The organism is Rhodococcus sp. KRD162 (genome assembly GCF_017168335.1).
Taxonomy (GTDB): Bacteria; Actinomycetota; Actinomycetes; order Mycobacteriales; family Mycobacteriaceae; genus Rhodococcoides.
The window spans coordinates 50,096-74,517 of the sequence record NZ_JABFAU010000006.1 but is presented as its reverse complement, the minus strand read 5'-3'; the positions used below and the strand labels follow the sequence as shown (position 1 = coordinate 74,517).

22 protein-coding genes are annotated in these 24,422 nt (G+C 65.4%); 8 read left to right on the top strand and 14 right to left on the bottom strand.

The genetic code is table 11. The features are described 5' to 3' along the window. Window positions 1–5: 5 nt before the first annotated feature. Together J1M87_RS11580 and J1M87_RS11575 are read right to left on the bottom strand one after the other, a co-directional pair. Entirely contained in the window at window positions 6–3,437 is a 3,432-nt protein-coding gene (locus tag J1M87_RS11580) for a BTAD domain-containing putative transcriptional regulator (RefSeq protein ID WP_206489720.1), read from the bottom strand. Between the two features lie 93 nt (window positions 3,438–3,530). Then, window positions 3,531–4,976: an MFS transporter gene (locus J1M87_RS11575; RefSeq protein ID WP_206489719.1), complete on the bottom strand. Its 1,446-nt coding sequence runs from the start codon at window positions 4,974–4,976 to the stop codon at window positions 3,531–3,533. Window positions 4,977–5,069: 93 nt separating this feature from the next. Here J1M87_RS11575 and J1M87_RS11570 point away from each other — a divergent pair, with 93 nt between their 5' ends. The 3 genes from J1M87_RS11570 to J1M87_RS11560 all read left to right on the top strand — a co-directional run bounded on the left by J1M87_RS11570 (window position 5,070) and on the right by J1M87_RS11560 (window position 9,450). Next, window positions 5,070–6,899: a penicillin-binding transpeptidase domain-containing protein gene (locus J1M87_RS11570; protein WP_206489718.1), complete on the top strand. Its 1,830-nt coding sequence runs from the start codon at window positions 5,070–5,072 to the stop codon at window positions 6,897–6,899. A gap of 97 nt (window positions 6,900–6,996) precedes the next feature. Continuing rightward, a complete protein-coding gene (locus tag J1M87_RS11565; protein WP_206489717.1) occupies window positions 6,997–8,667 on the top strand; it encodes an NTF2-like N-terminal transpeptidase domain-containing protein in 1,671 nt (556 codons plus the stop codon). A 36-nt stretch (window positions 8,668–8,703) separates the two neighbouring features. Next, window positions 8,704–9,450, top strand: a complete 747-nt coding sequence (locus J1M87_RS11560) for a sulfite exporter TauE/SafE family protein (RefSeq protein ID WP_206489716.1) — start codon at window positions 8,704–8,706, stop codon at window positions 9,448–9,450. Between the two features lie 18 nt (window positions 9,451–9,468). Here the strand turns inward: J1M87_RS11560 and J1M87_RS11555 are convergent, their stop codons facing one another. Together J1M87_RS11555 and J1M87_RS11550 are read right to left on the bottom strand one after the other, a co-directional pair. Continuing rightward, window positions 9,469–10,158: a TetR/AcrR family transcriptional regulator gene (locus J1M87_RS11555; protein ID WP_206489715.1), complete on the bottom strand. Its 690-nt coding sequence runs from the start codon at window positions 10,156–10,158 to the stop codon at window positions 9,469–9,471. Further along, window positions 10,155–11,066 carry a fumarylacetoacetate hydrolase family protein gene (locus tag J1M87_RS11550; protein WP_206489714.1) on the bottom strand — a complete coding sequence of 304 codons (912 nt, stop codon included), beginning with the start codon at window positions 11,064–11,066 and terminating at the stop codon, window positions 10,155–10,157. The genes J1M87_RS11555 and J1M87_RS11550 overlap by 4 nt, the downstream gene beginning before the upstream one ends. Before the next feature lie 98 nt (window positions 11,067–11,164). On the opposite strand from J1M87_RS11550, the gene J1M87_RS11545 reads away from it, so the two are divergent. After that, complete coding sequence (locus J1M87_RS11545) at window positions 11,165–11,914, top strand: MBL fold metallo-hydrolase (protein WP_206489713.1); 750 nt, start codon at window positions 11,165–11,167, stop codon at window positions 11,912–11,914. Window positions 11,915–12,051: 137 nt separating this feature from the next. On the opposite strand, the gene J1M87_RS11540 is transcribed toward J1M87_RS11545, so the two are convergent. The 9 genes from J1M87_RS11540 to J1M87_RS11500 all read right to left on the bottom strand — a co-directional run bounded on the left by J1M87_RS11540 (window position 12,052) and on the right by J1M87_RS11500 (window position 20,577). Then, a complete protein-coding gene (locus tag J1M87_RS11540) occupies window positions 12,052–12,471 on the bottom strand; it encodes a low molecular weight phosphatase family protein (RefSeq protein WP_206489712.1) in 420 nt (139 codons plus the stop codon). Beyond that, window positions 12,471–13,559 (bottom strand): ACR3 family arsenite efflux transporter, encoded by a 1,089-nt coding sequence (gene arsB / locus J1M87_RS11535; protein WP_206489711.1) that lies wholly within the window; start codon window positions 13,557–13,559, stop codon window positions 12,471–12,473. The genes J1M87_RS11540 and arsB overlap by 1 nt, the downstream gene beginning before the upstream one ends. Next, window positions 13,556–13,912 (bottom strand): metalloregulator ArsR/SmtB family transcription factor, encoded by a 357-nt coding sequence (locus J1M87_RS11530; protein ID WP_206489710.1) that lies wholly within the window; start codon window positions 13,910–13,912, stop codon window positions 13,556–13,558. Before J1M87_RS11530 ends, arsB begins: the two co-directional genes overlap by 4 nt. 31 nt (window positions 13,913–13,943) lie before the next feature. After that, window positions 13,944–15,194, bottom strand: coding sequence for an APC family permease (locus J1M87_RS11525; RefSeq protein ID WP_206489709.1), 1,251 nt, complete (start codon window positions 15,192–15,194; stop codon window positions 13,944–13,946). Between the two features lie 171 nt (window positions 15,195–15,365). After that, window positions 15,366–16,694, bottom strand: a complete 1,329-nt coding sequence (nhaA, locus tag J1M87_RS11520) for a Na+/H+ antiporter NhaA (protein ID WP_206489708.1) — start codon at window positions 16,692–16,694, stop codon at window positions 15,366–15,368. Between the two features lie 131 nt (window positions 16,695–16,825). Further along, window positions 16,826–17,203 carry a DUF3054 domain-containing protein gene (locus J1M87_RS11515; protein ID WP_206489707.1) on the bottom strand — a complete coding sequence of 126 codons (378 nt, stop codon included), beginning with the start codon at window positions 17,201–17,203 and terminating at the stop codon, window positions 16,826–16,828. Between the two features lie 101 nt (window positions 17,204–17,304). Continuing rightward, window positions 17,305–17,856 carry a YceI family protein gene (locus J1M87_RS11510; RefSeq protein ID WP_206489706.1) on the bottom strand — a complete coding sequence of 184 codons (552 nt, stop codon included), beginning with the start codon at window positions 17,854–17,856 and terminating at the stop codon, window positions 17,305–17,307. A gap of 105 nt (window positions 17,857–17,961) precedes the next feature. Then, entirely contained in the window at window positions 17,962–19,092 is a 1,131-nt protein-coding gene (locus tag J1M87_RS11505) for a YbhN family protein (protein WP_206489705.1), read from the bottom strand. A gap of 9 nt (window positions 19,093–19,101) precedes the next feature. Continuing rightward, on the bottom strand, window positions 19,102–20,577 hold the full coding sequence (locus J1M87_RS11500; protein WP_206489751.1) for an adenylate/guanylate cyclase domain-containing protein: 1,476 nt from the start codon (window positions 20,575–20,577) through the stop codon (window positions 19,102–19,104). 142 nt (window positions 20,578–20,719) lie between these two features. Between J1M87_RS11500 and J1M87_RS11495 the strand changes: the two genes are divergently transcribed. From J1M87_RS11495 to J1M87_RS11480, 4 genes are read left to right on the top strand one after another with little or no spacing between them, the layout of a single operon-like run. Then, a complete protein-coding gene (locus J1M87_RS11495) occupies window positions 20,720–21,913 on the top strand; it encodes an AI-2E family transporter (RefSeq protein ID WP_206489750.1) in 1,194 nt (397 codons plus the stop codon). Continuing rightward, complete coding sequence (macS, locus tag J1M87_RS11490) at window positions 21,900–23,069, top strand: MacS family sensor histidine kinase (protein WP_206489704.1); 1,170 nt, start codon at window positions 21,900–21,902, stop codon at window positions 23,067–23,069. Before J1M87_RS11495 ends, macS begins: the two co-directional genes overlap by 14 nt. Then, window positions 23,066–23,731 (top strand): response regulator transcription factor, encoded by a 666-nt coding sequence (locus tag J1M87_RS11485; protein WP_206489703.1) that lies wholly within the window; start codon window positions 23,066–23,068, stop codon window positions 23,729–23,731. The genes macS and J1M87_RS11485 overlap by 4 nt, the downstream gene beginning before the upstream one ends. Before the next feature lie 37 nt (window positions 23,732–23,768). Further along, window positions 23,769–23,987 (top strand): autophagy-related protein 2, encoded by a 219-nt coding sequence (locus tag J1M87_RS11480; RefSeq protein ID WP_206489702.1) that lies wholly within the window; start codon window positions 23,769–23,771, stop codon window positions 23,985–23,987. 2 nt (window positions 23,988–23,989) lie between these two features. On the opposite strand, the gene J1M87_RS11475 is transcribed toward J1M87_RS11480, so the two are convergent. Next, a complete protein-coding gene (locus tag J1M87_RS11475; protein ID WP_206489701.1) occupies window positions 23,990–24,379 on the bottom strand; it encodes a MarR family transcriptional regulator in 390 nt (129 codons plus the stop codon). Between the last annotated feature and the right edge of the window lie 43 nt (window positions 24,380–24,422).

Genomic DNA, 24,422 nt, shown 5'->3' with positions numbered 1-24,422 from the left:
GTGGTTCAACGAGAACGACAATGACCGATCGCGCTTGGAGAATTCTTGAACTGATCAGCGAGGCCGCGCATGCCGCTTCGTTCGGCCTCTGCGAGTATCTCGGCCACTGCATCCGCGCGGGCGGTCGACGGTGGCAACAGCTGCGCTCGAAGCAGTCGGCACCGCAGCAGGGTCGGGCGGCTGCCGGTACGGGTTGCCAGTGCCTCGGCACGATCGAGCAACTCGGCGGCTCGATCGGCGCGACCGAGCACCGCATGCAGCCGTGCCGATGCCTCTGCGACCGACCCGATGCAGCCGACATGCCCGACCGTCGCGATGCGGTCGGTGAACGGCTCGAGCAGATCCACGAAAACCTCGGCGAACTGGACCAGCTCGAGATCGGCGACAACGCGCGCCAAGAGGGTACGGTGGCCGAGCGTTGTCCATGTCGACGGCCCGGGCTCGGCCAGCCATCGAGCTATCGACTGTGCCACTTGCTCTCTGCGGCCGTTCGCGGCGTCGATGGCAATGGTCCACGACTGCGGCTCGACGATCCCCGGCTCGGTGTTCGCGAGACTGCCGCACTCCCACTCCAGCGAGTTCCATGCCAGCCCGGCGCTGCCGGCGGTGTACAGCTCGGTCTGCAGGTGGATCTGGCGTGCCGTTTCGTGCTGCCGACGACTGTGGTCGAAGTCTCCGTGCCAGGCGGCCAATGTTGCTTCCATCCAGCGTAATTGGACTCGCAGCACTGGCAGTCTCAGTAGGTCGCACCCGGCGATCCCGCGTCGCAGATGATCGGTGGCCTTGCCCACCTCGCCCAGGTTCATTTCGGTCATGCTCGCCACGGCATGGGCGATGACGTTGTCGAACGGCGCATGACGATGAGGGAGCGCGAACAGTTCTCGGAGCAGTCCGAGGGATTCCTCGCTGTGCTCCGCCACACCTGAGAACAGCAGGATCCGGCCCAACAGGGCGTCGGCGAGCACCTCGGAGTTCCCTGTCGCCGTCGCGATGTCCAGGGCACGACGGCTCAGCGCATCGGGCACCGTGGAGTCCGGGTGATAGCAGAATCCGACGGCCGTGGCCGCCAGCACTCGCGCGTGAGCAGGTGCGTCGGATTCGACGAAGTGTTCCATGCCGGCGAGCCTGCCGAGCAGGGGTGCGGGGTCGCGCCCGTAGGACACCCACGGCCAGGCACCGGCGGCGCGCAGGAGGGCAGCGGCCAACCGTCCGACCGTCGACGTCCGGCCCTGACGCACCGCGTCGAGCAGACACTCGTCGACGACATCGAGCACAGTCTGGCCGCGGCCTGCCCGCGCCAGCGCTTCCACGCGTGCCACCAGTAGGTCGTCTCGCTCGTCCGAGACCTGCTCCGAGGCCGGAAGGAGATCGAATGCCCGGACTGCGCCCTCCCACCACCGCGCCGCCGTTTCCGAGCTCCACCGTTCGGTCGCTTCGCGCGCTGCATCGGTGCAGGCCGAGAGAACGATTCGAGGATCCACGATCGGCAGCGCGGCCATCAGATGTTGCGCGCGCATGCTGGATCGGTCCGCATCGTGCGAATCGGTCAGGGCCCGGGCCACCGAGGCATGGATGCGTTGCCTGCGCAGTGCTGGAATTGCCTCCAGCACTGCCTCTCTCATCAGGCCGTGGGTGAAGACACAGCCGCCGGTGGGATCGGCCACGATGATGCGTTCGTCGGCGGCGTCGTCGAGGTAGTCGGCGAGAGTGTCGACGGTCATCCCGGTAGTCGCAGCGAGCAAACCGACGTCGATGGAGTCACCGATCACTGCTGCGACCCGAAGTATGTGCAGTACAGCCGGTTCCACCGCGTTCAGGCGACGGCCGAGTACCGAACGGACGGCAGAAGGTATCTGGCTGCTCTGGCGATCGTCTCGTGGTAGGCGCGCGTACTCGGCGACGAAAAGCGGGTTCCCCCCGGTGCGCTCGGCGAGACGGCGAATTTCCTCGGCCTCCAGGGCCTCGCCCGAGACCCGCCGTGCCAGTGCGTCCACCTCCGCCGGTCCCAGGGGAGCGACCGTGAGGTGGCGGTTGGCCGGCGCGTGCAGTACCGCATCGACCAGTCTGTGTACCTCGGGGCCGGTCTCGCTCTCGCGCAACGTCAGAACGAACCATACGGGGTATCGATGGACCACGGTGACCAAGTGCATCAGGCATCGCAGGGAGGTCGTGTCGGCCCACTGGACATCGTCGACGATCAGGGTCAGCAACGCAGATTCCGATCCCGATCTCAGCCCCTGTACGGCAGCCTCGACGGCGGAGGAGACCCGCTCGTAGACCGCAAATCTTGCCTCGTCCGGTTCCACCTGAGCAGGTGGGACGAGGATGCTGTCGGCGTCGACCCCCAACTGGCGCAACAGTTGCCGAATCGGCCACCAGGCCGGGGTGCCCTCGTCCTCGAGGCATCGCGCCCACACCGAACGTCCGGCACCGGCGGCTGTGCGACGGTCACACTCCTCGGCCAGTCGCGTCTTGCCGATGCCGGCCGGGCCGGTCAACACCAGCCAGCGACTCTCGCCTGCACGCACCTGATCGAGCATTGCGTCGATCAGTTCGGATTCGGTGGTGCGCCCGATCAGCGTGGATTCGGGTGCTGCCTCGGCGAACTCGGCCGGAGCGGCAGGCGAGTCCGGGATGGACAGCTGTTCCGCGCCCGTCCATCCCGGCTGGCGCGGCCATGCCGCCAGCCCCGGATCGTGACGCAGGATGGCGGTGTGCAGTGAGGCGAGTTCGGTTCCCACGTCCAACCCGAGTTCCTCGTCCAGCCGGGCGGCGTGATCGCGGAAGGTCTGCAATGCCTCGGTGGAGCGCCCGGCTCGGTGCAACGAGAGCATGCGCAGCCAGCAGGTGCGATCTCGCAGCGGATATTCGTGGCACAGCGCAGCCGCCTCCACCAACGCCGGTGCCACACGTCCGGCTGCCAACAGAGCCGTGATTCGGGTTTCCCGGCATTCGGTGCGCACTTCCTCGAAAGCCGCTGCTTCCACCTCGACCCAGTGCTCGTCGCGAAGGTCTTCGAGGAAGGGCCCGCGCACCTGGTTCAGGGCGCGTTCGGACATGACCAGGGCCTGCTCCCACCGAGCCGCCTGAACATGTCCGCGCGCTGCTTCGGCATCGGCAAGGAATGCGGTGCGGTCGATGTCGCGCTCGTCGATGTCGAGCACGTAGCCCGGTGCTTGCCGAACGATGACCGATGCCGCGGCAGGGTCGACGCGTAGCGCACGCCGCAGGTTCGAGATGTAGGCCTGCAGGCTCGCCATGGCACTGGACGGGACGTTGTCCTGCCACAGGGCGTCGATCAATCGATCGGTCGATACGACCCGCCCGCTCTCGACCACCAGGGCGGCGAGCACAGTGCGTTGCTTGCGCGGGCCGAGGTCGAGCGGGTGGCCGTCGGGGTCTGTCACCTCCAGCGGGCCGAGCAATCGGTAGATCATGTGTTAGCCCCTCCCGACGTGCCGTTCCGAGTCGAGTGACTGTGTGTCGGCGTCAGTGTAAGTACGGCGGGTCGATTCCGGCAGCGAGAACGATCACGCGGGTACCTCGGTCCCTGGTGAGTTCGAGACCGCTACGGACGCCGGGGCATTGTGCCGGGTGGGGTGGATAGTGGTCGCGCAGACGAGAGCGCCGACCGCGGCGATCAGGGCGGCGGCGAACAGGGCGGCGTGCAGGCCGTGCACCAACTCCGTCGGCGACCCACCGGGCAGCAGCGACTCCGCGGGGAGAAAAGCGCCGAGTCCAGCGACTCCGACGGCAATTCCGCTCTGTCGGAAAGCGTCGTTGATACCGGCGGCCAAGCCGGAGTGTCGGGCGGTGCTCTCACCCAGAACGAGGCCGCTCATGACGGGATTGAACACTCCGGCACCGATGCACGCGACCACGAATCCGGGTATCAACGCATACGGAGAGCCGTCGACATCGACGACCGTCATCATCAGCAGGCCGACGGAGACGAGTATCAGCGAGACCGTCAACGACAGTGCAACCGGTATCCGCCCTTCGAGCTTGGCCGTCATGCCGGCCACGACGAACATCGCCACCGTCGCGGGCAGGTAGGTCAGACCCGCCTCGATCGGGGAGAGATTCTGCACGTTCTGGAGGTAGACGGTGGTGTAGACGAATACTGCGAACAGCGACGCCGAGATGGCGAAGGCGGCGACCTGAGCTCCGGCGAACGCCCGGTTGGCAAGCAGATGCGGCGGTAGCATCGGCTCCGGTGTATTGAGTTCGTGCAGGCAGAACGCTGCCAGTGTGACTGCGGCGATGCCGAGCGCGAGCATGGTGATCGGCTCCGTCCAGCCGGCCTCGTTGCCGTGCAGCAGTCCGTAGACCAGGCCTGCCAGGCCCATCGAGACCAACAGCTGCCCGGGCAGGTCGGCCCCGCGGGGACGTCGATCACGGGATTCGGGTACCCACGTGAGCGTCGCGACCAGCGTCAGCAGTCCGATGGGAATGTTGACCAAGAACACTGCCCGCCAATGGAACACCTCGGTCAACACCCCGCCGACGAGTGGGCCGACAGCGAAGGCGCCACCGATCGTGGCTCCGTAGGCGGCCAGTGCCGATGCTCGTGCCGGACCCTTCTCGAACACGTCGGCGAGCAGTGCGAGCGAGCACGCGAAAAGTATTGCGCCGCCCACTCCTTGAGCGGCACGGGCGATGTCGAGTATCACGATGTTCGGTGCGAGCGCACACAGCAGAGAGGTGACTGTGAACGTGACGATGCCGATGACGAACACCCGTTTGCGTCCGCGGCGGTCCGCCCACGAGCCCGCACTGAGAACCACTGTTGCCAGAGCGAGGGTATAGGCGTCGACAACCCATTTGAGGGCGCTGACGCCGGAGTTCAGGTCGGCTGCGATCGACGGTAGGGCGGTGTTCACCACCGCAATGTCGAGCATCAGCATCGCTGTCGTCACGCAGACGACGGCCAGGGTGGCACGGCGGACGGCCGTACTCGTCGTGTTCGAGGGCATGGTGAGTCCTGGTAGGTCGAAGGAACAGTGCTCGATCACGGTGCGTGAGAGGACTTGGTGAACTCTTGGACTCCGCCAGGACCGACTCGAGGCATGATCGAATCCGTGCGTACATCGACGAGACCGACGACTCTGGCCGCGAGCGTGACGGTAGTGGCGCTCACCCTCGCCGCATGTGGGCAGAGTGGGCCGGATCAGCCGCAGACGGTCGCCGAGCAGTTCGCGACCGCGGTGAACAGCTCCGACATCGCGCAGGCGGCTGCGTTGACCACCGATCCTGCCGCGGCGACGGCAGCGCTCACCGAGTTGTACGACGGTTTGTCCGGCGGCGGGACTGTCACGGCCACTCCCGATTTCGAGGTGGCCGATGCCGACGGGGATGCGGGGACGTTCACGTTGAACGCCGACTGGCGGTTCTCGACGACCACCGACGGCACCGCCGAACCCGATGGTGAGCCGAAGGAGTGGAACTACACGACCGCTGCGACGGCGGCGGAGACCGAGCAGGGGTGGAAGATCACCTGGGACCCGGCGATGTTGGTGCCCGGGCTCACTGCCGATTCCTCGGTGCGGTTCACTCCGACCGATGCGCTCGTTGCACCCCGAATCTTCGACGGTAACGGCGTCGAGCTCATGTCACAGCAGGTGGTCACTCTCGTGAATGTCGACGCGACGGCCGATCCGGTGGCGGTCGCGAATCTCGTCGGATCCGTCGTTCCCGGCATCACTGCTCAGTCCATCTCGTCGACTGTCTCTGCTGCACAGGGGAGCTCGGCGACGATAGTGACGCTTCGGCAGTCGGACATCGACCCCATCGGTGCTCAGCTCGCGGCACTGCCGGGGGTGACCCTCGCGCCGCAGACCCGGCTGCTGGCCACCGACCGCAGCCTCGTCTCGCCGGTGCTCAACGACCTGACGACCGTGTGGGAGCAGCAGCAGGCGGCCAACCGAGGCTGGGCCGTCCAGGCGGTCGCGGCCGACGGCACCGTCACCCGGTTGGCCGGGCGCGATGCCGGAACCGGCCAGGACATCGCCACCACTCTCGACTCGGCACTGCAGCTCAAAGCCGAGAACGCGCTGGCGTCGTTGCCGCAACAGGCGGCGATCGTCGCGCTCAGGCCGTCGACGGGAGAGGTACTGGCCGTGGCCCAGAACGCCGCTGCGGACGCCGAGGGCCCGATTGCCCTGACGGGCCTGTACCCGCCGGGGTCGACGTTCAAGACGGTCACCACCTCGGCCGCCCTGCAGTCCGGCGCGGTCACCCCCGATACCGTTCTGCCGTGCCCGGGCACCGAGAACATCGAGGGCAGGCAGATTCCGAACGACGACAACTTCGATCTCGGCGACGTCCCGTTGCACACCGCCTTCGCCAAGTCCTGCAATACGACGATGGGCCGGCTCGGCGTTGCACTGCCCCCGAACGGTTTGACCGAGGCGGCCGCGCAGTTCGGGCTCGGCGTCGACTACGTCACTCCCGGACTGACGACCGTGACCGGATCGGTGCCCTCGGCCGATACTCCGGCGCAACGCGTCGAGTCGGCCATCGGTCAGGGGCAGGTGACCGCGTCACCGTTCGGAATGGCGCTGGTGGCGTCGTCTATAGCGAACGGTGCGCTGCTTCCGCCGACGATGATCGCAGGTCGTCCCGGGGTGCCGGACATGTCACCTGCGCCGGTGAACCCGCAGGTCACCGATCAACTGAAGGCGATGATGCGCGAGACCATCACCGGCGGCACCGCGACGCAATTGGACGATATTCCCGGCTTGCTCGGGAAGACCGGGACCGCTGAATTCGGTGCCGACAACGGCGGCGCTCATGGCTGGTTCGTCGGGATCGCCGGTGATCTCGCGTTCTCCGTCTTCGTGTACGACGCCGGTAGTTCGACACCGGCGGTCGAGGCCGCGGGCCGCTTTCTGCGCTAGGACCTCGCCGAAACAGACCACGCCGTATCTCAATCGTGATCGGCTCGTGTGAATACCGTGCTTGTTACTCATGTGACTGCAGTGAATATTGTGACTCATGAGTTCTACGAGTCGCGTCCGTCGGGGCCCGCGCACAGTTCGCGGTCGCTACCTCGTCGCCGTAGTAGCGGCGGCGACAGTGACGGTCTCGGCCGCGTACTGGATGGTCGATCGCCCACCGAGTGAGGCCGAGCTGCTGGTCTCGAAGTTCGTCGACGCACTGGACCATCGCGATGTTGCCGCCGCGGCAGCGCTGACGACGTACCCGAACGCTGCGTCGGCCGCGATCACCCAGATGTTCGACGGCTTGTCGGCAGGCGGCACGTCCACCGGCGACTTCGATCTCACCCAGTACATGGATCTTTCCGACGAGAGCGGCTTCTTCACCCTCGCGTCCGCGTGGCACTTCGGTGAGGGCAAGGATTGGAAGTACAGCACGCAGGGCTCGACCAAGAAGCTCAGCGTCGGCTGGCGGATCGCCTGGGACCCGGCCACCGTCGTTCCGGACCTGACCTCGGGCGGCTCGGTGCGATACACCCGCACCGACGCCGCTCCGCCGCTGATCTTCGACGCCGCGAACAACGTGCTGATGAGCGAACGCACGATCAACGCCATTTCCCTCGATCCTGCCCAGATGAGTGATCCGGTTGCGTCCACGCAGCAGCTGGCCGACGTCATCGATGTCGTGGCACCGCTGATCACCTCCGAATCGATGCTGGCAGAGCTCAATTCGTCCGGAGGTGCTCCGATCACCGCAGTGAACCTGCGCGATGACGACTTCGCCGTTCTCGAGGACGACCTTCGGGCCGTGCCGGGAGTCGTGGTCTCGCCCCAACCGAAGCTCATCGTCGACGATCGGCGCAACACCTCACCGGTACTCGATTCGCTACGCGCCGCATGGCAGGCCGGACGCGACGCCACCGCAGGCTGGGCCGTCGACACCTACACTGTCGACGGAATCGGTCAACGCCGCGTCGGATTCCAAGGGCCTGCTGGGCCGGACCTGCACGCGACGCTCGATCCGCACATCCAGTTGGCCGCCGAGAATGCAGTCGTGATGGCCGGAAGCTCGGCGTCGATCGTCGCTCTGTCTGCGTCGACCGGTGCGATTCTCGCTGCCGCACAGAACAGTTACGCCAACGAGCAGGGTGATGTGGCGTTCGGGGGCTCGTATCCAGCGGGCACGGCAGCCGATCTTGTCAAGGCTGTTCAGTCCGATCGCGGCGACGACAGCGCACAGGACGCGGCCTCGCAGCTCGGTCTCGGAATCCACTACTCGATGCCTGGTCTCGATGCCTACACCGGAACCCCGGCAGACAGTCGCAGCGCGATCGACGGTATTCGGACCGTGTCCACCACCTCGCCAGCCGAGGCGACGGTCACGCCGTTCGGACTGGCACAAATGGCAGCGGCGATCTCGCGGGGTAGCGCGCCGACACCGGCGATCGTCGTCGGGCAGACCGCAGTCGCCGACCGCGCGGCCGAGCCGGTCGGGCCGGACGCGGCGCAGCGGTTGCGCGGGATGCTGGCCGATTCGTCGCGCAGCAGTGGCCTCGATACGTTCGACGGTGTGCAGGGATTCGCAGGGCAGAGCGGTGATGATCGCTTCGTGCTCGCCACCAGTGGCGATGTGGCGTTCGCGGTGTACATCGAGGACGCAGACGGCGGAGACCAGGCAGTGCGCATGACGAGTCGGTTGCTGCAGGAAATGGCGAACCCGAGCGAGTGATGTCGAGCAGATAGTTAGGCACGGTAGTTTTGTCCGGTGACCGTGCTCGATTTCGGACTTCTGGTGGTGGCCGGGTTCTTCGCTGGGCTCGTGGGTTTCGTCACCGGCCTCGCCTCGCTCGTCTCCTACCCGGCGCTCCTGGCGGTTGGCTTGCCTGCGGTGTCGGCGAACGTGACGAACACGGTGGCGTTGGTGGCGGCCGGTGTCGGAGCGACGGCGAGTTCCTCGGCCGAGTTGGCCAAGGACGGCAAGCAACTCGTTCGATATGCGGTCTACTCGGCGCTGGGCGGCACCACCGGTGCGGTTCTGTTGCTCGTCACCCCGGACGGTTCGTTCGAAGCGGTCGTGCCGTTCCTGGTGGCGATGGCAGCCATCGCCCTGCTGCTGCAGCCGAACATTCGAAAGCTTTCCGGGGACAAGCAGTTTCCGACGCTCTATCCCCTGGCACTGTTCGTCGTCGCGATCTACGGCGGCTATTTCGGTGCCGGAGCAGGCGTCATCTTTCTCGCGTTGGCGCTGATCTGTACTGCAGATACCTTCTGGCGCGCAAGTGTTCTCAAGAGCTTCTTCCTCGGTATCGCCAATCTGATTGCTGCCATCATCTTTTCGTTCTCCGGCCAGGTGCACTGGCTGGCGGCTCTCGCACTGGCGATCGGCTGTTTCGTCGGCGGAGCCTGCGGGCCACCGACGGTCAAGGTCATCTCGCCGATCGTGCTGCGCATCGGCGTGGGGATTCTGGGACTCGGCCTCGCCGGCTGGCTGGGGTATCAGGCCTTCGGTTGAGTCGGGTCGAGCGAGAATTCAACGATCGAGGCGGGGTCGAAGCAGTGTCGCGGTGATGCCACCCTCGGCGAATCGGAGCAGGGCGGTATGGCGTTCGTCCATATCGCGCGCGTGCATCCGGCCCTTGGTGAGACTGTCGAGTCGGAGATTGTTGGAGTAGGTGTGCATCGCGGCGGCGACGAGGTGTAGATACGCGTCGTGAATCGCCACCTCGTTCGCCTCGGGAAACAGTGCCTGCATATGGCTCATGAACTCGGTGGCGATGGCGTTGAAGTCGTCGACGATCAGACGCCCGATAGGACTTCCCGAGTTGGCGAGTTGGGCGATGAGCCGAAAGTAGTTGTCCCATCCGGGATCACCGGTGCGGCGGCGCATCGGTTCGGTGAACGCCTCGATCAGTGCGCGAAGACGTTTCGCGCGGCCTCCGCGCGTCGGCAGCGTGGCCAGCTGGGCGCGCCGATCGGCGTTGAGAGGGCGGATGCGTCGAGCCAACACGGCCTGGAACAGTCCCTCTTTGCCGCCGAATTGCTCACTGACCGATGCCAGACGCGTGTGTGCGCGATCGGTGATATCGCGTACCCCGACGCCGAAATACCCGCGGCCGGAGAAGAGTTCCTCGGCCGTGTCGAGCAGTCGAGTCTGTAGTTCGGCGCGGTTGGCGTCTCGTTTCGAGCGGGACGGCGACGCTCCGGCGGCGCTGAAGGTCACGAATCGAGTACGACGTGGCTGATGGTGCCGATCCCATCGATGCTGAGTTCCAGGCTGGCTCCGGGTGTGAGCCAGTGCCCGGTTTCCATCCCGCTGCCTCCGGGCAGGGTGCCGGTGGCGAACAGTTCGCCGGGCCGCAATATCTCACTGCGGGAGGCGTGCGCCAGCACTTCGCCGATGCTGTGCTGCATCCCAGCGCTCGATACCGTCGACACGGTGGTGCCGTCGATGGTGACCGTGCCACGCAGCGAGTCGATGATGGGCAGGATCTCGTCGGCGGTGACGGCCACCTCGGACAGCGAGGTCGCGAAGTGTTTGGACTTCTGTGGCCCGAACCCGCTGGCCATTTCGGTGCGCTGTACATCGCGGGCGCTGAAGTCGTTGAGCACGACGAACGCTCCGATGGCATCGAGAGCCTCGTCGGCGGTGGCGTCGAACAACGTTCGGGCCAGGACGAACCCGATTTCGAGCTCGTAGTCCAGCGCTCGTGAGTAGGAGGGCGCAGCAATCGCAGTCCCCGAGGGAACGAACGTGAGTGCATTGGACATGTAGTACATGGGTTGGGCATAGAACAAGGGCTTGGGGCGCAGCAGCGGAAAGGTGCGCCGGGTGATCGCTTCGACTGCGGCGACGGCCTTCGCCTGCATCGGATGGAAGCGTCGGACCAATCCCCGACTGGCGTCGACGACGTGGTGTTCGTAGAGCATGAAGTCACGGAACGAGGCCGGTTGGAACGGCAACAACACCGCACTGTTGCGGAGATGTTCGTCGGCGCGGGCCAGTTCCCACTCGGGGTCGAAGACTCGGCCGCCCAAGGCAGACCGGTCCTCTGTCGGTTGCCAGGATGTTCCCTCCGTCGAGGTCTGCAACTGCAGTCCGTCCGCAGTCCGTATCCGTCGCAGTTTCATCGTGCGAGTCCTTTCGGTGACGGAACGACTGTTCCGCTCAGCGTGTTCCCGATGTTAGCGTCGGAACGATCGTTCCGAAAGAGTGAGTGAGGGCCGGTATGCAGGAAATTGCCGACGACGTGTTCTGCGTCGAAGGGACAGCGGTGAACTGGGCGTTGTTGCGTGACGGCGCGGCGCTGACGTTGATCGACGCGGGATGGTCGAAGGACACGGCCCGGGTGGAGGCCTCGATTCGAGAACTGGGCTGCCACCCCCGCGACGTCCAGGCGATACTGCTGACGCACGCTCACATCGACCACATGGGTGCGATCAACCACTTCCATCAGCGCTACGGCACACCGGTGTTCATGAGCGCTGCCGATGCCGAGCATGCACGCAGCGGCGATCTCGAACAGGCCAGTCCGGTCGACATCGTCAGACGCTGCCTGCGGCCGCGTGGACTGCGTTGGACGGCCCGCATCCTCGGAGCGGGTGCGCTGACACCCATCACGATCGGGCACGCGCAGCCGTACCCGCAGTCCGGTCCCCTCGATCTACCCGGTGCCCCGGTCCCCGTGGCCTGTTCGGGGCATACCTCGGGCCACAGCGCGTTCCACCTCCCGAGCAGCGGTGTGCTGATCACCGGTGATGCGTTGGTGACCGGTCATGGGCTCTCGCCCATTGCCGGCCCGCAACTTCTGCCGCCGTTCTTTGCCCATCGACCCGATGAGGCAGAGGCGGCACTGTCTGCGCTCGCCGATATCGATGCGGAGTGGATTCTGCCGGGGCATGGCGCGCCGTGGCACGGAACACCCACCGCTGCTGTCGAACTCGCTCGTCGCAACGCGAGTGTCACCGACAGGATCTGACGGAGAAGCGGCGAAGGTCGTAGCTGGGCGGTGCACTGAGCGTCCACGATCGTGAACCGAAGGCGGGATCCCGCTCGCGGAGCGAAATAGTGGACAGTCAGGTCAGCTGCTCGATACCACCGGGCTTTCCACGTGAATCAGGGCTTCGTGCTGAGCAATCGGGATGTGAGAGCCTCGACACGGATGGCGATATCGTCCCGCACCAGGCGCATTCGTTCCATTCCGTCGATACCGCGCTCGGAGGGCTCGTCGGTGTCCCAGTTCTCGAACGTCGGCCCGTCGACGGTCTCGACTCGCGCCTCTCCGCCGAGGGTGATGACGTAGTCCATCCGAGCGAGCAGAGCCGGGTCGATCGGTTTCGGATGTTCGCCGGACACATCGACGTCGACTTCGAGGAGGGATTCGGCCGAGAGAGCATTGATGGTGACGCCGGGTTTCGTTCCGGCAGAGTGGACTTCGACCGCAGTACCGGCCAGCTTACGCATCAGTCCGGCCGCCATCTGCGACTTGCCGCCGTTCTTGACGCAGACGAACAGCACACTCGGGGTATCGGGCATCAGGACTCCTGGCGTGCTGCAGTGGCGGTTGGCATGGGAGAGAAGCGTTTACGCAGTGCGAGCGAGACGTACACGAGGCCGACCAGTACCGGGACCTCGATGAGAGGCCCGACGACACCGGCGAGTGCTTGCCCGGACGTCGCGCCGTAGGTCGCGATCGCCACGGCGATCGCGAGCTCGAAGTTGTTGCCCGCGGCGGTGAACGCGAGAGTGGTGGTGCGCTCGTAACCCAGGCCCATTGCGGCACCCAGGGCGTAGCCGCCGCCCCACATCACCGCGAAGTACACCAGCAGTGGCAGCGCGATGCGTACCACGTCGAAAGGCTGTGACGTGATCTGATCACCCTGCAGCGCAAAGAGAATAACGATCGTGAACAGCAGGCCGTAGAGCGCCCACGGAGCGATACGGGGGATGAACTTCTCCTCGTACCAGTCGCGGCCCTTGGCGCGTTCGCCGAAGAAGCGCGATGCGAATCCTGCTATCAGCGGGATTCCGAGGAAGATGAGGACCGACTTGGCGATCTGCCACGGCGACGCCTCGATGGTGGTCTGCTCGAGTCCGAGCCAGCCGGGAAGAATCGAAAGGTAGAACCATCCGAGGACGGCGAACATGAACATCTGGAAGACGGAGTTGATCGCCACCAGAACCGCGGCGGCCTCACGGTCTCCGCACGCGAGGTCGTTCCAGATGATGACCATCGCAATGCATCGAGCCAGGCCGACGATGATCAGCCCGGTTCGATACTCGGGCAGGTCGGGGAGGAAAAGCCAGGCGAGAGCGAACATCAGCGCCGGCCCGAGGATCCAGTTGAGCAGCAGCGATCCGATCAGCAGACGCTTGTCTCCGGTGACGGTGTCGAGGCGGTCGTAGCGCACTTTGGCCAGCACCGGGTACATCATGATCAGCAGTCCGATGGCGATCGGAAGCGACACTCCGTCGATCGAGATGGACGACAACACGTCGTTCAGGCCGGGGATCAGGCGTCCGAGGAGCAGGCCCACAACCATGGCCACGCCGATCCAGACGGGCAGCAGCCGGTCGAGGGTGGAGAGCTTGCCGACCACGGCTGTATCGGTCGTCGTACTCATGCCACGGCCCGAGCGGACTCTGCAGCATCGAGAACTGCCGACAGTTGTTGCAGCGCAGCGGGAATCACCGAGTAATAAACCCAGGTGCCACGTCGTTCGCAGTCGAGCAACCCCGCCTCGCGCAACACCTTGAGGTGGTGGGAGATGGTGGGCTGCGACAGGTCGAATGCTGGGGAGATGTCGCAGACACACGCTTCGCCGCCTGCGTGGCTTGCGACGAGGCTGAGCAGCCGCAGCCGAACCGGATCGGCGAGGGCTTTGAACATCTGGGCCAGATCTGCTGCTCGATCCGCGGTGATGGGTTCACGGATCAGCGGTGAGCAGCACTCGGTCGCCAGTTCTTGGTTCGACATGCGTCTATATTGACAGTCGTCGAATCAGCCGTCAATCGGGGCGACGAACCTGTACCAGTCGATATCCGACACCGAGCGCCACCACCACGATGCCGACGGCGATCGAGGTTGCCGGCAGGGTAGCGAGGAGAATCACGCAACCGATACTGCCGACTATCTGGAGAGCTCTGGGATAGCGGCGGTGCTGGGAATCCTGGTTGTATGCGCTCAGGTTCGCGACCAGGTAATACAGCAGCACTCCGAACGACGAGAAGCCGATGGCGTCCCGCAGGTCGACAACCAGAATCAGGACGCAGACAACTGCCGCCACCGTGATTTCGGCACGATGGGGAACCGAGTATCGCGCGTGAACCGCAGTCAGATACGACGGCAGATCCCGATGCCGGGCCATCGCCAGGGAGGTGCGGCCGATTCCGGCGATCAGCGCGAGTAAGGCACCTAGCGCGGCCGCGGCGGCTCCGAAGCGCACCAGCGGCGCGGCCCATGAATGCCCTGCAGTGGAGACGAGATCGACCAGTGGAGCCGAGGACGACGCCAGTAACTCCGGGCCGAGGACCGACAACAGTGACAGTGCCACCACCGCGTAGACCAGCAACGCGATGCCCAGCGCCGAGACGATGGCGCGCGGGATGGTGCGTTCGGGCTGCACGACCTCCTCGCCGAGGGTGGCAATGCGCGCATAGCCCGCGAAGGCGAAGAACAGGAAGCCGGCCGACTGCAGAATTCCGTACCAACCATCGGCGGTGAAGGAGCCGAGTCCCTCGGCTGCCGGGCTGGACGAGCCGGTGGCGCCGAGAGTCACTGCGGTGACCAGGACGGCGAGCACTGCCAGGACCAGGACCTTCGTCAACAACGCTGTCCGCGTGATGCCGAAGTAGTTCACAGTGGTGAGGGCCGTGATGGCGAGGATGGCAACGAGTTCGGTGTAACCGGCAGGCGCGACGTAGGCCGCGAACACCAACGCCATGGCCGCCGAGCTGGCGGTCTTACCGATCACGAAGCTCCACCCGGCCACGAAACCCGGCCACTGTCCGAGACGCTCACGGCCGTAGACGTACGTGCCGCCGGACGTGGGGTACTGCGCAGCGAGTTGCGCCGACGAGGTTGCGTTGCAGAACGCCACCACGGCCGCGACAGCCAGACCGATGAGCAGCCCAGCCCCCGCCACGGCGGATGCCGGTGCGAACGACGCGAACACCCCGGCCCCGACCATCGAGCCGACGCCGATGACGATGGCGTCGAACAGTCCGAGTCGACGGGCCAGCGGCGGCGGAGCTGTCACGCGGGTAGCCGGTAATCGATCACGGCGACCACTGTAGAGGGGCTCGGCGATAGTTGTTCGGCGACGCCTCCCGCGCCCTGGACCGGGATACGAGTAAGGCCCGCCTCCTCGCGGGGGCGGGCCTTACTCGGTATTGCACACGTGGTCCGGGATCGGACCAGGAACTGCGTACTACTTCTCGTACACGTCCGGGATGCCGTCGTGGTTGTCGTCGCGGGTCTCTTCGATGTGGTATGCCCGGTAGGCCTTGTTGCGGCTGCGCAGGATGATGGCTGCCAACGAGGCCGCGATGATTGATCCGGTGAGCACACCGACCTTGACGTGGTCGTCGCGCTGCGTTCCCTCGCCGAAGGCGAGATCGCCGATGAGCAGCGACACCGTGAATCCGATGCCCGCGAGCATCGCCACGCCCAGAACGTCGAGCCATTTCAATCCGGCATCGAGCGTCGCTCGGGTGAAGCGAGACACCAGATACGTGGTGCCGAAGATGCCGATTGCCTTGCCGATGACGAGGCCGGCGATGATTCCGATGGCAATCGGATCGGTCAGGGCGCTGGCCAGGCCGGAGAATCCGCCGACGGTCACGCCTGCCGCGCAGAAGGCGAACAGCGGGACCGCGATACCTGCCGAGATCGGCCGAATCTTGTGCTCGAAGTGCTCGGCGAGGCCGGGGCCTGCCTCGGGGCCACCGGCGGCCTTGCTGCGAATCACCGGAACGGTGAAGCCGAGCAGCACGCCCGCAACGGTCGCGTGAACGCCGGACTCGTGCATCAGTACCCAGGTCACGACCGCCAGCGGGATGAGAACCCACCACGAGCGGACGCGCATCTGCACGGCGACAGCGAACAGGGCGAGCGGAATCAGCGTCAGGCCGAGCGCGACGAAGTTGATGTCGTCGGTGTAGAAGATGGCGATGACGCTGACGGCCAAGAGATCGTCGACCACGGCCAAGGTCAGCAGGAACGTCCGTAGCGCGGCGGGTAGATGGGTGCTGATCACGGCAAGCACAGCGACCGCGAACGCGATATCGGTTGCGGTGGGGATAGCCCAGCCGAGCAGAGCGCCGTCGCCCGTGCCCAGGTTGATCAGCACGAAAATGACTGCCGGAATTGCCATTCCGCCGATGGCTGCGGCCACCGGTAGAGCCGCTCGTGCGGGATCACGGAGATCGCCTGCAACGAATTCTCGTTTGAGTTCGAGTCCGACCACGAAGAAGAAGATGGCCAGCAATCCGTCGGCTGCCCAGGTCGAGAGCGTCAGGTCCAGATGGAGCGCCGAAGGGCCGACTCGGGTCCCCATCAGAGAGTGGTATGCGTCGGACCAGGGTGAGTTGGCCCAGACCAGTGCGATGACGGTGGCGACGAGAAGCAGCGCGCCGCCGACGGTCTCCTTACGAAGAATCTGCGCGACGCGATCGGTCTCGGACCAGGAACCACGCGAGAACAGCGGCAATCGCGTTCTCGGCCTGGGTGAATCTGTCGAGCTGGATGGATCTGTCACGGAGACAACGCCTTTCGGTAGCTTCGTCGAGCCGCGAACCAACCGAACTTTACTCAGCAAGTACGCAGCACAGAGTTGTTGCCGACCAGACTTCCCGGCGCACCGAGTATCACTCTATCGCGTGCAGGCCGTCATGGACGACCGCTGGGGACCAATTTCGCCAGAGCTCGCCAACCCAGCAGCAGCACGGCGGTGGCCACCGAGGCGACGATGATGAACGACCCGGCCGTCCCTTGCCCGGTCAGCGCACGCAGAGTCATACCGACCACGACGGTCATCACCCACACGACGATGCCCGTCGGGACGATGAGGAAAGCGTCGAACTTGTTGCGATACAGCGCGAACGTGACGAGCCAGCCGATGGCACCGCCGACGACGAACGGCCACGCGGTATGGAACAGGCCGGACAATGCAGCGGCCTCGGCATGGCTGCGACGGCCGATAGCGGCGAAGAGCACCACCATGAGCAGGTCGAGGACGGCGGCAATGGCGGGAGAACGAAGCTTCACGCGCCCCACTGTAGACACCCCGACATTCGACACCGACGGCGAACGGCCCGTATCGCGTGTGCGATACGGGCCGTTCGGAGGGTGAGGCGGGGAGGGCGGAATTACGCCTGCAGCCCGGCTTCGATTTCCAGGTTCAGCGTGATCTTGTCGCCGACGACTGCGCCGCCGCCTTCGAGGGGCATGTCGATGCTGATGCCGAAGTCCCTGCGGTTGATGACGGTTTTGGCTTCGAACCCGGCGACCGGCCCGTTGCCCATGCCGGCGTTGACGCCGTTGAACTCGAGCTCGAGATCGATGGAGTTGGTGACGCCGTGGAGGGTGAAGTCACCGGTGACGACGAAGTCTCCGCCGTTGGCCTTGACCGAGGTGGACTTGAACGTCGCGGTGGGGAACTTCTCGACCTCGAAGAAGTCTGCGGTCTTGAGGTGACCGTCGCGCTGGGCATTGTCGGTGGTGATGGAGGCGACGTCGATCTCGGCGTCGACCGAGGGGGTGCCGTCGGCGGCGACGGTGATGGTGCCACTGAAGTTCTGGAAGCGGCCACGGACCTTGCTGACCATGAGGTGGCGGACGGTGAATCCGACGGTGGAGTGGGATGCGTCGATGGCCCAGGTGCCTGCGGTGAGCTCGGGAAGTGCGATGGCGGTGGTCATGGGGACTCCTTGATGAGTTGAAGTTTCAATTCTCATAGTACACAAACGGACCAAGGTCCGAATAAATTTCTCGAGAACGGAAAGTGACGGATACCACAGGGCGCGCTATGCGGGCTCCGGGTCGCCCTTCGGGCCGCGAACATCCTCGGTGCCGCGCAGATCAGCCGTTTCCTGCCGCTCGAGGGCGATGTCGAATTCGAGATCGGCATGTTGATGGCGCCGAAACAGCACCAGGAACACGATCCATCCGATGATGGCGACGAGAATGAAGCTGATCCCGCGGTACACCAGTGCCGAGGCCACGGCCTGCGATGCGGTGATCGATGCGGCGCTGGTCAAGAACGCGATCAGGGTGGCATCGACGACGACCAGCCCACCAGGAGCAAGTGGAACCGAACCGACGGCCTTGCCCGCGGCGAAGGCGATGAGCAATCCGGACAGTCGGGGATCCGCGCCGACGGCCAGGCATGCGAACGCCAGGCACGCCACATCGGCGAGCCGATGAACCGCAGACCACGACAGCGTCAGTGCGCCATCGCGCTTTCCGAGCTCGACGGACTGAATCTGCCCGATGATCTTGTCGATGCCCTCGGCACCGGCGTCGAGCTCGTGGTTGCGTAGCGCGTTGTACCGACGCAGCCCCCAGCGTGCGATGTTCTTGATCGAGTCCGGGTGACGCGAGATATAGCGGACTGCGGCGACGATGGCGATGACACCGGCGATCGGGAGCACCACGGTGAAGGTGTTGAAGGAGCTACCCACGATCAGCCCACCGGCGAGCCCGAGGACGGCAAGTCCAGCCGCGGCGATGACGCCGGAGATGGCCAGCTGCCACGACGCCACGACCGGGCTCGCTCCCCACCGGCGGGTCTCGCGATAGGTGAATGCCGTCGAGAACACCTGTCCGGCGGGAAGCGTGAGCGACATGGCGGTGCTGCCGTAGATGACGGCAACGGACTTACGCTGGCGCACCTGCACGCCACCTGCGTCGAGTAGCTGCTTCTGCACTCTGCCGAATGCGCTCAACGACACCGCCTGCGCACCCACGCAGGCCGCCAGCCAACCCCAGTGAATCTCGCGCACCGCGGTCCAGGATTCGTGCAGTCGCGGCCACAGGTAGACCGCCTCGGCCACCAGCAACGACACCAGTGCGATTCCGGCGATCCACTTGACCCACCGCAGTCGGTTTCGCGGACGCCGCACTGCGGGTCCGCGGGTGGAACTGGGGTCCGGCACCGTGTCAGACTAACTGTCGTCGGGCGTGGCGTCGGGGTGCTCCACCGGCCAGGCCAGGTGAGTGGCGCGGCGTCGACCACGAAGTTGCACCTGGTCGCCCAACTCCCACTGCTCCTGTTCCTCGTCATCGGCGAAGTACAGGGCCGAGGTCGACGCCAGTACGCGTCCCGGTCTCAACTTGGCCAGCTCGGTGAGCCGCGAGGCCTCGTTGACCGGGTCTCCGATGACCGTGTACTCGAAGCGTTCCGCCGCACCGATGTTTCCTGCGACGGCCAGGCCCGCGGAGACGCCGATGCCGATATCGAGCCCGGTGATCTCGTTCAGCGCAAATCTCAACTCCCGCGCGGCAGCGAGCGCCGCAGTAGGGGCATCCGGGCGATCGAGCGGAGCCCCGAAGATCGCGAGGGCGGCATCGCCCATGAACTTGTTGACGAAACCGTGATGGTTTCCGACGACATCGACGACCACCCGGAAGAACTCGTTGAGCAACACCACGACCTCGCTCGGTGGGCGCTCGGAGGCGGTGGCGGTGCTGCCGACCATGTCGACGAACAACACCGCGACGAAGCGGGTCTCGCCGCCGAGTTCGGTTCCGAACTGCAATGCCCGACGCGCCACGTCCTCACCGACGTGCTGACCGAACAGCTCCCGCAGGACGCGTCGTTCGGTGGACTCTTCCATCATCCGGTTGAAGCCCACCTGAAGGCGGCCGATCTCGCTGCCGTCGAACACATCGACCTCGACGTCGGTTTCACCGCGCTGCACTCGCTCGATGGCGCTGTGCAGCGCACTGATCGGGTCGGAGATCTGGCTCGCGGTGAGCATCGAGAGCACGAACGCCTGCACGATCGCCAACACGCTGAGCAGGATGATGGCGACCGCGAGTGCATTGGGGGAGAAGACGAGATCGGTGGTGAGCTGGGTGGCGCACAGCAAGATGATGCCGATGACGGGCATCAAGGTGCCCAGCCCCCACGTCATGGCCATCCGGGTGCCGACGCCGGGCGTCATCGTGCGATCGAACCGACCTTCGCTCAAGGCCATCGCCGCGACGGGACGCAGAATGCGTTCGCCGAGCATGTAGGTGAACCCGAAGGTGACGGTGGCGGCCATACCGACGGTGACGATGACGGCGACCGACAGGGACGGCATCTCCGCGATGGTCAACAGTACGAAGATGATGCCGCCGATGATCCACAGAATCAGGTGCACGATGGCCTGTCGCAACGGCGCGTGCAGCGTCGTCATCTGTTCCTTGCGGGTGGGCGGACCGCCGCGCAACTGCCATCGAATGACCGAACGCAGCAGGAAGTAGGCGTAGATCAGGCTGACCACCAGGGCCACGCCCAGATAGGCCCCGAAGATGTACACGTTGCGAACCCGGTCGGCCACGATGGACTGCGACTCCGGGATGGGTAGGCCGTAGCGAACGAATGCGAACACCAGCACCGCGCCGAAGACGTTGGCGATGAGCATCGAGAACATATAGAGCGGCCAGCGACTCTTCAGGGTGAGCGAGACCGCTCGGAAAGATGCCAGCACAGGTTAAATTTAGCGGGTGAGCACCGACGAGTTGCGGGCGCAAGGTACGGGGGCGTCCCCGCGCCTCACTTCGGCCGCGGATTCGGTGCATCCCCTGGTGCGGGTGGGGGCGGAATGGACGTGGCGACTGCTTGTCCTGTTTGCCGGGTTCGTCACTTTCGCCTATGTGGTCGCGAGACTCAGCACCGTCGTCATCCCGTTGGGTCTCGCCTTGTTGGCCTCGGCGATGTTGGTCCCGGTCGTCGACTGGATGCACCGGCGCGGGGTACCGCGAGCCCTCGCGGTGATCATCGTCATCATCGCGAGCATCGGCGTAGTCGCCGGGATCATGACCTTCATCGTCGAGCAGTTCATCGAGGGCCTCCCGCAGGTGGGCGATCAGTTCACCCAATCGATCAACAGCGTCGAGAGCTGGCTCACCAGCGGCCCTCTGCACATCAGCGAAGACCAGATTCGACAAGCCACCGACAACATCGTCAAGGTCGTTCAGGACAATCAGCAAGCAGTCACCAGCGGAGCACTGACCACCGCCACGGTGATCGGCGAAATCCTCACCGGGGCAGCGCTCACCCTGTTCATCCTGATCTTCTTTCTGTACGGCGGTGATCAGATCTGGCAGTTCGTCACGCGTCTGGCACCGACCCAGGCCCGCCGCAAGATCCGGACCGCCGGCATTCAGGGTTTCGGTTCGCTCGTGGGATACGTCCGCGCGACGGTCGCCGTCGCCGCCGCCGATGCGATCGGCATCGGCGCAGGTCTCGCCGTTCTCGGTGTTCCGCTGGCTCTTCCGCTCGCATCGCTGGTCTTCATCGGTGCGTTCATCCCGATCATCGGTGCCGTGTTGACCGGGTTCGTCGCCGTGTTCATCGCCTTGGTGACCAAGGGGCTGATCACCGCCGTCATCACCCTCGGCATCGTGGTGGCCGTCATGCAGCTCGAAGGGCATGTGCTGCAACCACTTCTGCTGGGCCGCGCAGTGCGACTGCACCCGCTCGCGGTGGTGCTGTCCATCACCGTCGGAATCCTGCTCGCGGGCATCGTCGGAGGCTTGCTGGCAGTACCGATCGTCGCAGTCCTCAACACCGCCGTTCGGTCACTGCTCGCCGACGACCCGGACGAGGTGTTTTCCGAACCCGAGGAGACCGATCCGCTGTACTCGGCCGAACCGAGCGATCCGCACACACCGCCGGGTGCCTACGAGCCGGAGCGGCTTCCCAAGGGGGAGTTGACGATCCCGGAGCCGGAGAGCGGAGGTTCGAAGACCGATGCCGACGGTTGATCGGGTGCGAACCACGCTCACCTCGTCCGATCCCGACACCCCGCTGTGGCGGGCCTCCCAGGCTTTCAGGCTGATCACCCTCGTCTACGCCATCAGTTATCAGGCCGCCACCGTCGACAATTACGTCAATCCGCGGTTGAGTTGGGTTCTCGTAGCTCTGATGGCCGTGTGGTCGGGAGCTTCTGCGCTGGTGCTCTCACGTGCAACGCTTCCGCGTTGGCAGGTGGTGCTCGCCGACCAGGTCATCGTCATCGCGTTGATGGCATCGACGCGCCTGGTGGCCGACTACGACTGGTACAGCACCCGCCAGACCTTGCCGACCACCCTGTGGGCCACCAATGCCGTCATCTCCGCCGCGATCCTGTGGGGGCCCAGAGGCGGAATCGCGTCGGGAGTGGTGATGTCGGTGGTCAGCGCCCTCGTCCGTGACCGCTTCGATCTCGACCTGTGGTCCGACGCCACCGCCCCGGTTCTGCTCTCGGCGGGACTGGCACTGGGATTGGCGTCGAACACCGCCCGCCGCTCGCACGAGGAGTTGCGTCGCGCAGCACGTTCGGCCGCGATCACCGAAGAACGCGAACGGCTCGCCAGGCAAGTGCACGACGGGGTGCTGCAGGTCCTGGCCTTGGTTCGAAGGCGCGGTCTCGAAATAGGCGGTCCGGCAGCCGAACTCGCGGAGCTGGCCGGGGAACAGGAAGTCGCTCTGCGGGTACTGATCTCGGAGCAGGCCGTTCCGCGTAGTGAGCACCCCGGTTCGATCGTCGACGTCAGGGCGCTGCTGAACACCCAGGCCAGTACCGCGGTGTCCGTCTCGACCCCTGCCGATCCGGTTCTCGTCGAATCCCACGTGGCCCGGGAACTGGCCGCCGTCGTCGCAACTGCCTTGTCCAATGTCGAACTCCATGCCGGTGCCGAGGCACGGGCCTACGTACTGCTCGAAGACGTCGACGGGGAGTTGATCGTGAGTATTCGCGACGACGGACAAGGGATCCCAGCTGGACGGCTTGCCGCCGCCGAAGCCGAAGGCCGGATGGGAGTGTCGAAATCGATCCTCGGCCGCGTCGAATCCCTCGGTGGCACTGCGATACTCGACACCAACGAGGGCGAGGGGACCGAATGGGAGATCCGAGTACCACGAGCGGGAGGACCGGCATGAACGAGGACGAGAACGCGCATTCCGAGATCGCGGTGATGGTCGTCGACGATCATCCGATGTGGCGCGACGGTGTTGCCCGTGATCTCGATGCCGCCGGATTCAGGGTCGTTGCCACCGCGGACGGCGTTGCCGCTGCTGGACGCCGGGCCCGGGCCACCACTCCCGACGTCGTGCTGATGGACATGCATCTACCCGACGGCAACGGAGCCGACGCCACTGTGGCGGTGCTGGAAGCGTCGCCCGAGACCAAGATCCTGGTGCTGTCGGCGTCGGCAGAACGCAGCGACGTGCTCGACGCGATCAAGGCGGGTGCGACGGGATACCTGGTCAAGAGTGCGTCGGCGGAGGAACTGTTCGACGCGGTCCGCGCCACGTCGGCCGGGCAGGCGGTGTTCACACCCGGCCTCGCGGGCCTGGTCCTCGGGGAGTTCCGGCGGATGTCGTCCTCGCCCGAACCGGAATCCGACACCCGCCCGACGCTGACGGATAGGGAAACCGAGGTGCTGCGTTTGGTCGCAAAGGGACTGAGCGCCAAGCAGATTGCGACGCGATTGACGCTCAGTCACCGCACCGTCGAGAATCACGTGCAGGCGACGCTGCGGAAATTGCAGCTGGCCAATCGTGTGGAATTGACCCGCTACGTCATCGAAAAGGGTCTGTGAGGGTTTGCGTCGCGGGCCGACGGGCACTCTTGACCCCATGACCGACAACGAAGCAGTGGACACCACCGTCGACCCGGCGAAGCATTCGAAAGGCGTCGACGCCGATCAGGATCAGACCGGCGGCGAACGCGATGAGGCGATCGACGAGTTCGACGGCCATCTCGACGGGTCCGGCGAGGAGTCGTCGTTGCCGACGCCCGAGCCGACCGAGGTAGCCGACCAGTCCGAGGAGAAGACAGTGCCGCGGTCCGAGTAGCTCTACCGCGCACACAACCGGTGGAGCGCGAACTTGGCGACGGGCAGATAGGGCAGCACCAGGGGTGCAGGGCCGTCGACCGTCAACCAGGCCCGGGTTCCGCTCGGCCGCGACACGACCCCATGAGTCAGGTCGATCCCGATGGCCTGATTCTGGAACCACGCAGACCACGCCCAGGTCCGCGACCGTTCGTCGATCGAGTGCACCCGAAACTCGATCGGAACACCCAGTGGTCCCAGCACCCGACCGGTAGTCTCGGCAGTGAGACGCTCGCCGCCGTATTCGACGCCGGTGATCTGCGGTGCCCAGATCTTCCACTGCGCCGGTTCCATGTAGCGTTCCCAGACCTCGGACGCCGGGGTGTGACCGGTGGATTGCAGTGTCGCTCGCATCTGCCCCGCCTACCCGTTGGTAGCAATTGCCACACAGAAATTC

Bases quoted from the DNA above. Each gene is read 5' to 3' on its own strand.
- J1M87_RS11580 (WP_206489720.1), bottom strand. From the start codon at position 3,437: ATGATCTACCGATTGCTCGGCCCGCTGGAGGTGACAGACCCCGACGGC.
- J1M87_RS11575 (WP_206489719.1), bottom strand. From the start codon at position 4,976: ATGCCCTCGAACACGACGAGTACGGCCGTCCGCCGTGCCACCCTGGCC.
- J1M87_RS11570 (WP_206489718.1), top strand. From the start codon at position 5,070: ATGATCGAATCCGTGCGTACATCGACGAGACCGACGACTCTGGCCGCG.
- J1M87_RS11565 (WP_206489717.1), top strand. From the start codon at position 6,997: ATGAGTTCTACGAGTCGCGTCCGTCGGGGCCCGCGCACAGTTCGCGGT.
- J1M87_RS11550 (WP_206489714.1), bottom strand. From the start codon at position 11,066: ATGAAACTGCGACGGATACGGACTGCGGACGGACTGCAGTTGCAGACC.
- J1M87_RS11545 (WP_206489713.1), top strand. From the start codon at position 11,165: ATGCAGGAAATTGCCGACGACGTGTTCTGCGTCGAAGGGACAGCGGTG.
- J1M87_RS11540 (WP_206489712.1), bottom strand. From the start codon at position 12,471: ATGCCCGATACCCCGAGTGTGCTGTTCGTCTGCGTCAAGAACGGCGGC.
- arsB (WP_206489711.1), bottom strand. From the start codon at position 13,559: ATGAGTACGACGACCGATACAGCCGTGGTCGGCAAGCTCTCCACCCTC.
- J1M87_RS11530 (WP_206489710.1), bottom strand. From the start codon at position 13,912: ATGTCGAACCAAGAACTGGCGACCGAGTGCTGCTCACCGCTGATCCGT.
- J1M87_RS11510 (WP_206489706.1), bottom strand. From the start codon at position 17,856: ATGACCACCGCCATCGCACTTCCCGAGCTCACCGCAGGCACCTGGGCC.
- J1M87_RS11500 (WP_206489751.1), bottom strand. From the start codon at position 20,577: ATGTTCTCGATGCTCATCGCCAACGTCTTCGGCGCGGTGCTGGTGTTC.
- macS (WP_206489704.1), top strand. From the start codon at position 21,900: ATGCCGACGGTTGATCGGGTGCGAACCACGCTCACCTCGTCCGATCCC.
- J1M87_RS11485 (WP_206489703.1), top strand. From the start codon at position 23,066: ATGAACGAGGACGAGAACGCGCATTCCGAGATCGCGGTGATGGTCGTC.
- J1M87_RS11480 (WP_206489702.1), top strand. From the start codon at position 23,769: ATGACCGACAACGAAGCAGTGGACACCACCGTCGACCCGGCGAAGCAT.
- J1M87_RS11475 (WP_206489701.1), bottom strand. From the start codon at position 24,379: ATGCGAGCGACACTGCAATCCACCGGTCACACCCCGGCGTCCGAGGTC.